The 8,096-nt window shown below is 52.3% G+C and carries 6 protein-coding genes; 5 read left to right on the plus strand and 1 reads right to left on the minus strand.

What is annotated here, in order from left to right; all coding sequences use genetic code 11:
* Positions 1-108: 108 nt before the first annotated feature.
* Positions 109-2,685: an ATP-dependent chaperone ClpB gene (gene clpB / locus ACTH3S_RS03855; protein ID WP_441807705.1), complete on the plus strand. Its 2,577-nt coding sequence runs from the start codon at positions 109-111 to the stop codon at positions 2,683-2,685.
* A gap of 62 nt (positions 2,686-2,747) precedes the next feature.
* Here clpB and ACTH3S_RS03860 read toward each other — a convergent pair whose 3' ends face one another.
* A complete protein-coding gene (locus tag ACTH3S_RS03860) occupies positions 2,748-3,209 on the minus strand; it encodes a DUF4124 domain-containing protein (RefSeq protein WP_441807706.1) in 462 nt (153 codons plus the stop codon).
* A gap of 496 nt (positions 3,210-3,705) precedes the next feature.
* Between ACTH3S_RS03860 and ACTH3S_RS03865 the strand changes: the two genes are divergently transcribed.
* The 4 genes from ACTH3S_RS03865 (at position 3,706) to pssA (ending at position 7,941) form a co-directional block, all read left to right on the plus strand.
* The gene (locus ACTH3S_RS03865; RefSeq protein ID WP_441807707.1) at positions 3,706-5,424 is read left to right on the plus strand and encodes an acetolactate synthase 3 large subunit; all 1,719 of its coding nucleotides are present in this window, start codon (positions 3,706-3,708) and stop codon (positions 5,422-5,424) included.
* A gap of 2 nt (positions 5,425-5,426) precedes the next feature.
* Entirely contained in the window at positions 5,427-5,918 is a 492-nt protein-coding gene (ilvN, locus tag ACTH3S_RS03870; RefSeq protein ID WP_441807708.1) for an acetolactate synthase small subunit, read from the plus strand.
* Positions 5,919-5,983: 65 nt separating this feature from the next.
* Positions 5,984-7,000 carry a ketol-acid reductoisomerase gene (gene ilvC / locus ACTH3S_RS03875; RefSeq protein WP_441807709.1) on the plus strand — a complete coding sequence of 339 codons (1,017 nt, stop codon included), beginning with the start codon at positions 5,984-5,986 and terminating at the stop codon, positions 6,998-7,000.
* A 116-nt stretch (positions 7,001-7,116) separates the two neighbouring features.
* Positions 7,117-7,941, plus strand: coding sequence for a CDP-diacylglycerol--serine O-phosphatidyltransferase (gene pssA, locus ACTH3S_RS03880; protein WP_441807710.1), 825 nt, complete (start codon positions 7,117-7,119; stop codon positions 7,939-7,941).
* Positions 7,942-8,096: the final 155 nt, after the last annotated feature.

An 8,096-nucleotide genomic window follows, 5' to 3' on the forward strand; every position in this document is an offset into this window, starting at 1 on the left:
TTCGTGTCGACCTTGAACTTCCCTCGTTTGCCCCTACATTAGTTGTCAAAGCAAGCCGAATGCGTGCCAGCTGACCGTATTCACCGAACAAATTGGGGAAACGAATCCATGAGAATCGATAAGCTCACCAGCCTTCTACAAACCGCACTGTCCGATGCGCAGTCACTGGCGGTTGGCAAGGATCATAATTTTATTGAGCCTCTGCACCTGATGCAGGCCATGCTTGATCAGCAGGGCGGCTCCATCAACCCGCTCCTCAAACAGGCCGGCGCTGAGCCGGGTCGCGTGCGCCAAGCTGTTGCCCAGGAAATTGAAAACCTGCCAGAGGTAAGTGGCAGCGCGGGTGATGTGGCCATGTCTAACGATATGGGGCGCCTGTTCAATATCGCCGACAAATTGGCACAGAAGCGAAAAGACCAATTTATATCCAGCGAGTTAATGCTGCTGGCAGCTCTTGAAGATCGTGGCACACTCGGCCGTGTGTTGCGCGAGCAGGGCGTGGATAAGGCAGCGTTAGAAAAGGCAATTGATTCTGTGCGAGGAGGCGAAACCGTGGATGATGCAGGTGCTGAGGAAAACCGACAGGCTCTTTCGAAATACACCATCGATCTAACAGAGCTGGCTGAGGCAGGCAAGCTAGACCCGGTGATTGGCCGTGATGACGAGATCCGTCGCACCATTCAGGTTTTGCAGCGTCGCCGCAAAAACAACCCAGTACTGATTGGCGAGCCTGGGGTGGGTAAAACCGCCATAGTGGAAGGTTTGGCTCAGCGGATCGTGAACGGCGAGGTGCCCGAAGGATTGAAAAACAAGCGGGTTTTGTCGCTGGATATGGGCTCTTTGATTGCCGGTGCTAAGTTTCGCGGTGAATTTGAAGAGCGCCTGAAAGCGGTACTGAATGAGCTTTCAAAACAGGAAGGCCAGATCATTCTGTTTATTGATGAGATCCACACCATGGTCGGCGCGGGCAAAGCCGAAGGCTCTATGGATGCAGGCAATATGCTCAAGCCGGCGTTGGCCCGGGGCGAGCTGCATTGCGTAGGTGCCACCACGCTGGATGAATACCGCGAAAATATTGAAAAAGATGCGGCTCTGGAGCGCCGTTTCCAGAAAGTACTGGTGACCGAACCGAGCGTAGAAGACACCATCGCAATTCTGCGTGGCTTGAAAGAACGTTATGAGGTTCACCACGGCGTAGAGATAACGGATGGCGCCATTATCGCGGCCGCCAAGCTCTCCCATCGTTATATTGCGGATCGCCAGCTGCCGGATAAGGCTATTGACCTAGTGGATGAGGCAGGGAGCCAAATCCGCATGGAAATGGATTCCAAACCGGAGCCCCTGGATCGTTTGGAGCGCCGCCTGATTCAGCTCAAAATTGAACGCGAGGCGTTAAAGAAGGAAACGGATGTTGCGTCGAAGAAGCGCCTAGAAGAGTTGTCTGACGTGATACAGGGCGTTGAGCGTGAGTATGCAGATCTTGAAGAAGTCTGGAATGCTGAGAAAGCCGCCCTGCATGGTTCTCAGAATATAAAAAGTCAGCTCGAGCAGGCCCGTATTGATTTGGAAAGTGCCCGCCGGGCAGGCGATCTGGGTAAAATGTCCGAGCTGCAGTATGGCCGTATTCCAGAGCTGGAGCGCCAGCTAGATATGGCGGGCCAAGCTGAAATGATGGAAATGACTCTTCTGCGTAATCGGGTTACAGATGAAGAGATCGCTGAGGTTGTTTCCAAGTGGACAGGCATTCCGGTATCCAAGATGCTGGAAGGCGAGCGCGGCAAGCTGATGCGTATGGAAGACGAGCTACACACTCGCGTTATTGGCCAGAACGAGGCTGTAGAGGCAGTATCGAACGCCGTTCGTCGTTCTCGATCGGGCTTGGCAGACCCACACCGGCCTAACGGTTCGTTCTTGTTCCTCGGGCCCACGGGTGTTGGTAAAACAGAGCTGTGTAAGGCCCTGGCCGCATTCCTTTTCGATACCGAAGAGGCCATGGTGCGCATTGATATGTCTGAGTTTATGGAAAAGCACTCCGTTGCCCGTTTGATAGGTGCACCCCCTGGGTATGTGGGCTACGAAGAGGGCGGGTATCTGACTGAAGCAATTCGCCGTCGCCCTTATTCCGTGCTGTTGCTAGATGAAGTCGAAAAAGCGCACCCGGATGTGTTCAATATATTGCTTCAGGTGCTAGATGATGGCCGCCTTACAGATGGCCAGGGACGCACCGTCGATTTCCGTAATACGGTTATCGTGATGACCTCGAATTTAGGCTCAGGAATTATTCAGCAGAAGGCTGGGGAAGAGAATTACGAGGCTATGAAAAGTGCCGTGATGGAGGAGGTAGGAACGCACTTTCGCCCTGAGTTTATTAACCGTGTGGATGAAGTGGTTGTGTTCCATCCGCTGGCGGGCAGCCAGATTCACGGTATCGCAAAGATTCAGATAGAGATTCTCAACAAACGTCTGCAGGAGCAGGATCTGGAGCTTGAACTGGATGAAGCTGCGATGGATTTGCTGGCGGAGGTCGGGTACGACCCAGTATACGGCGCGCGGCCGCTCAAGCGGGCGATTCAGAGAATGATCGAAAACCCGCTGGCACAGAGGCTATTGCAGGGTGATTTCATGCCTGACGATATAATTCGGGCAACTGTAGATGGAAGCCAATTGGTCTTTGAGAAGGCCTAGCCGAAGCGGAAAAAAGGGGTGAAACTTTTGGTTTTCACCCCTTTTTTAACGAGACTTAGAGCTTATTGTTGGGCATCAGGTTCGCAGTTTTCAGCGGCGACTTCTTCCAGCTTGCTGCGCTTTTCAGCGATCTCGTCTGGGGTTAGGTATCGCAGTTCGCCGTTTTCCTCAATCTGGATGCGGGCGTTGTCTTGTATGATTTTTAGGTTAGAACGAGCAGTCTCACAGTTAGCTTCACGTTGCTTTCTGCGGGCGGTCTCTACCGTTGTTTCCTGCTCTTTTTTAGCGTCGGCCTGTTGCCGCTCTTGAAGCTCACCCAAGCGCTGCTGAGCGCTAGGCCGGTCGCTTCCTCTGGTAGAGGTGCCTGAGCGAACGTTGACAGTTTCAGAGTTGGCTCCCACGGGTTGGCGATCGCCAAAATGGGTTATGCCGTTTTCGTCCGTCCATTTATATACGGAGGCGCTCGTTGCCATACCGGGTGCTACGGCGATCAGTAGGGTCAGCATCAGGGTCGTTTTGTTCATGGCTCTACTCGTGGTGTGTTCTGTTTTACGTGTGTTTATCATGCCATTTATGCGAAGTGTTTTCTTCCGCCTGGTTCAAAACTCCGCACCCTTATTATGAATAGTTGTGAATAATAGTTGCAGGTAATTATGCCAGACCTTGCTCCAGTATGAACACAGAAAGCAACAGAGGCTATTGACAGGGAGTTTAGCGCTGTCAGAATTACAAATTGCCTGAAGACTGGGGTTAATGCGGCCGGCAATCCCGTGCAAGTATTCCCCCGTTATTACCACACTAAGCGTGCCGCGTATCTGTCGCGGAATGGTTGTTGCTTATTTGCAACCCGTTGATTGGCCGTTCTCCGCAACCCTCAGGAGGGCGGCTGGCCAGGAGACAACCTCTTAACAAAGTGTGGAGCAGCAGCCGGTTCCGCTTTCACAAGAAGCAGGGAAACCGTGAATCCAGGCAGTCGGGCGTGTGCCCGGCTCAATCACTCGTAGAAGAGGGTAGAAAATCGTGGAGTTATTGTCTGGCGCCGATATGCTGATCCGTTCCCTGCAAAATGAGGGAATCGAGTACATATACGGCTATCCGGGTGGCGCAGCCCTTCATATTTATGATGCGTTGTTTAGGCAGGACAAGGTTAAGCATATTCTGGTAAGGCACGAGCAGGCAGCCGTGCACATGGCCGACGGCTATGCGCGCGCTACCGGGCTACCAGGAACTGTGCTTGTGACCTCTGGTCCTGGAGCCACCAACACCATTACTGGTATCGCTACCGCTTTTATGGATTCCATCCCCATGGTGGTTCTGTGTGGGCAGGTTGCATCTACGCTGATTGGTGAAGATGCTTTCCAGGAAACCGACATGATTGGTGTATCCCGCCCTGTGGTTAAGCACAACCTCAGTGTGCGTCATCCTTCAGAGATTCCGGGAGCTATCCGCAAGGCGTATTACATTGCCTCGACCGGTCGCCCTGGGCCTGTTGTTGTGGATATTCCCAAGGACATGACTGCGCCGAACGAACGTTTTGAGTACGCTTATCCGAAAAAGGTAAATCTGCGTTCCTATAACCCGGCGATACGCGGCCATGCTGGCCAGATTAAAAAAGCGGTAGATATGATGCTGGCGGCACGCCGGCCCATTATCTATGCCGGTGGCGGTGTCATTCTGGGTAAGGCCTCTGAGCAGCTGACAGAATTGGTGCGCAATCTGGGTTGCCCGATCACCAATACCCTCATGGGTATTGGTTGTTACCCAGCGAGCGATAAACAGCATCTTGGCTGGCTTGGCATGCATGGCACCTATGAAGCCAACATGGCGATGCACCACTCAGATCTTATTTTGGCGGTTGGTGCACGGTTTGATGACCGGGTAACCAACGCAACTGAAAAGTTCTGTCCGGGTGCTCGCATTGTTCATATCGATATTGACCCTGCATCCATTTCCAAAACGATTGACGCCGATGTGCCTATCGTCGGGCCGGTTGATGCAGTTCTCAAGGAAATGCTTGCTCTGGTTAAAGAGAGCAAGGAGAAACCGGATGCAGAGGCGCTTGCGTCTTGGTGGAAGCAGATCGACGAATGGCGTGCGTTCCACGGTATGCGTTACGAAACCAGCCCAGATGTGATCAAGCCGCAGGAAGTGGTCGAAATGTTATGTCGCCTGACCAACGGCGATGCGTTTGTGACCACTGATGTGGGGCAGCATCAGATGTTCGCCGCTCAGTACTACAAGTTTGATAGGCCTAACCGCTGGATCAACTCCGGTGGTCTGGGGACCATGGGCTTTGGTTTGCCAGCGGCTATGGGCGTTAAACTGACGCACCCGGATGACGAAGTGCTTTGTATTACGGGTGAGGGCAGTATCCAGATGAACATTCAGGAGCTGTCTACCTGCAATCAGTACGATTTGCCGGTAAAAATCATCAATCTGAACAACGGATCCTTGGGGATGGTGAGGCAGTGGCAGGACATGAACTATGAGTCCCGTCACTCTCAGTCGTATATGGAATCTTTGCCGGACTTTATCAAGCTGGCAGAAGCCTATGGCCATGTAGGCATTCGGATTGATAAGAAAGAAGATCTGGAGCCGAAACTCAAAGAAGCTCTGGCGATGAAAGACCGGTTGGTTTTCGTAGATATCCAGGTTGATCGGTTTGAGCACGTGTATCCGATGCAAGTGGCTCGTGGCTGCATGAAAGACATGTGGCTCAGCAAGACGGAGAGGGTGTGATCATGCGTCGAATCATTTCTGTGTTGCTTGAAAACGAACCGGGGGCACTGTCTCGCGTAGTTGGGTTGTTTTCCCAGCGGAACTACAACATTGAAACCCTGACTGTTGCGCCCACCGAAGACGAAACGTTATCTCGGCTCACGGTTACAACATCTGGCTCGGATCGGGTTATTGAGCAGATTACTAAGCAGCTCAACAAGCTTGTTGAAGTAGTGAAGCTGGTGGATCTGACCGAGGGGCCCCATATCGAGCGGGAGTTGATGCTGGTTAAGTTGAAGGCAACCGGCTCCCAGCGCTCTGAAATCAAGCGCACTGTTGATATTTTCCGGGGCCAGATTGTGGATGTCACCAGTTCGGTTTACACCGTCCAGTTGGCGGGCGACAGTGACAAGCTCGATGGCTTTATTCAGGCTATTGGCGCCTCGGGGGTGCTCGAAGTAGTGCGCTCTGGTGTTTCCGGAATCGCGAGGGGTGAAAAGGTTTTAAGCCTTTAAACTGTTTTGTATATTACGAACGCTTTGGTCTCCTGAAAGGCCATCACAAATAACAGAGGTTACTCATGCAGGTTTATTACGATAAGGATTGCGATCTTTCGATCATTCAGGGCAAGAAGGTTGCCATCATTGGTTTTGGCTCCCAAGGCCACGCCCACGCGTGCAACCTGAAAGAGTCTGGCGTAGATGTAACTGTGGGTTTGCGCCCTGGTTCTTCCTCTATCGCTAAGGCAGAGGCCTATGGCCTTAAGACCAACGACGTGCCATCAGCCGTTGCCGCTGCTGATGTAGTTATGGTTCTGACTCCGGATGAGTTCCAGTCCCAGTTGTACAAAGAGGAAATTGAGCCCAATCTGAAGCAAGGCGCTACCTTGGCGTTCGCTCATGGTTTTGCTATCCACTACAACCAGATCGTTCCGCGTAAAGATCTGGACGTTATTATGGTTGCTCCTAAAGCGCCTGGTCATACGGTTCGCACCGAGTTTGCCAACGGTGGTGGTATCCCTGATTTGATTGCCATCTTCCAGGATTCGTCCTCCAACGCAAAGAACCTGGCCTTGTCCTACGCTAGCGGCATCGGCGGCGGTCGTACCGGTATCATCGAGACAACTTTTAAAGACGAAACCGAGACAGACCTGTTCGGTGAGCAGGCAGTTCTGTGTGGCGGTACGGTTGAGCTGGTAAAAGCAGCTTTTGAAACCCTGACCGAGGCAGGTTATGCCCCCGAAATGGCGTACTTTGAGTGTCTGCACGAGCTAAAGCTTATTGTAGATCTGATGTACGAAGGCGGCATTGCCAACATGAACTACTCCATCTCTAACAACGCAGAGTATGGTGAGTACGTGACTGGCCCTGAGATCATCAACGATCAATCCCGCGAAGCCATGCGCAATGCGCTGAAGCGCATCCAAAGTGGTGAGTACGCGAAGATGTTCATCTCGGAAGGCGCTCTTGGCTACCCATCAATGACTGCGCGTCGTCGTCAGAACGCCGCTCACGATATTGAAGTGACAGGTGAGAAGCTGCGCGGCATGATGCCGTGGATCTCCGCCAACAAGATCGTAGATAAGGATAAGAACTAAGCGGAGTTAAGCTTGGTTTAACGAAACGCGGCCCGGGTGGCCGCGTTTTTCGTATATACTTTGCCCAAATGCTTTCCGGAGTAGTGGGAATGACTGAAGAAAGAAAAAGTGCCGAAATGAGTTCCAGGGATAGCGAGACAGAGATTTCCTCAAAGTCAGCAACAGAATGCGACATTGAGCCAGGTGAGGTGGTAGAGGAGGAGTTGGTTGAGGGCTCGCCTGTGCGCAGGAAGGGGATATATCTCCTGCCTAACGCCCTTACGACGGCCTCTCTGTTCTCTGGCTTCTACGCCATAGTGTCGGCAGCAGGTGGCGTGTTCGACAACGCGGCCATTGCGATTTTTGTGTCCATGATTCTCGATGGACTTGATGGGCGTGTGGCCCGAATGACCAATACCCAGAGCAAGTTTGGCGAGGAGTACGACAGTCTCGCGGATATGGTTGCGTTTGGTGTTGCGCCTGGGTTTGTTGCGTTCTTCTGGTCCTTGAATGGGATGGATAAGATCGGCTGGGCTATTACCTTTATATATGTGGCTGGTGCGGCCCTTCGCCTTGCCCGGTTCAACACCCAAATTGGCTCTGTAGATAAGAAGTTCTTTGTTGGGTTGCCGAGCCCTGCAGCGGCAGCCTGCGTTGCAGGCTTGGTGTGGTGCTTTCACACCTTTGAGCCTTCGGCGTGGCTCACCTTCCTGACGGTGGTAGTAGTTGGTGGTACCGGGGTGCTGATGGTTAGTAACGTTCTGTATCGTAGCTTTAAGGATCTTGATCTCCGTGGTCGCGTACCGTTTGCTGCGATTTTGCTTGTGGTTCTCATCTTTGTAGTGATTGCGCTAGATCCAGCCACTGTGCTTTTCACTGGTTTCTTGATCTATGCATTGTCTGGACCTGTCCGTGCATTGTTCCGTGGTAAGCAGCGTCGACCAGTTAAAACTCCGGAGTAATACCGGGGTTTTTGCTCAGTAGTGTGAATTTTGAGCGGTTTTTGCATTGTTTTTGCGCGTTTATAGGTGGAAACCGAAAGAGTTTGGAATTAGCAGAGATTGGCCGTTGACACCTTCGCTCAGCTCTGTAGAATGCGCATCTCGCTTGAGGGGCA

Origin of the sequence: Marinobacter sp., from assembly GCF_052094685.1 — a bacterium.
Taxonomy (GTDB): Bacteria; Pseudomonadota; Gammaproteobacteria; order Pseudomonadales; family Oleiphilaceae; genus Marinobacter.

Coding starts and splice junctions, on each gene's coding strand:
- ilvN (WP_441807708.1), top strand. CDS start 5,427: ATGCGTCGAATCATTTCTGTGTTGCTTGAAAACGAACCGGGGGCACTG.
- pssA (WP_441807710.1), top strand. CDS start 7,117: ATGAGTTCCAGGGATAGCGAGACAGAGATTTCCTCAAAGTCAGCAACA.
- clpB (WP_441807705.1), top strand. CDS start 109: ATGAGAATCGATAAGCTCACCAGCCTTCTACAAACCGCACTGTCCGAT.
- ilvC (WP_441807709.1), top strand. CDS start 5,984: ATGCAGGTTTATTACGATAAGGATTGCGATCTTTCGATCATTCAGGGC.
- ACTH3S_RS03860 (WP_441807706.1), bottom strand. CDS start 3,209: ATGAACAAAACGACCCTGATGCTGACCCTACTGATCGCCGTAGCACCC.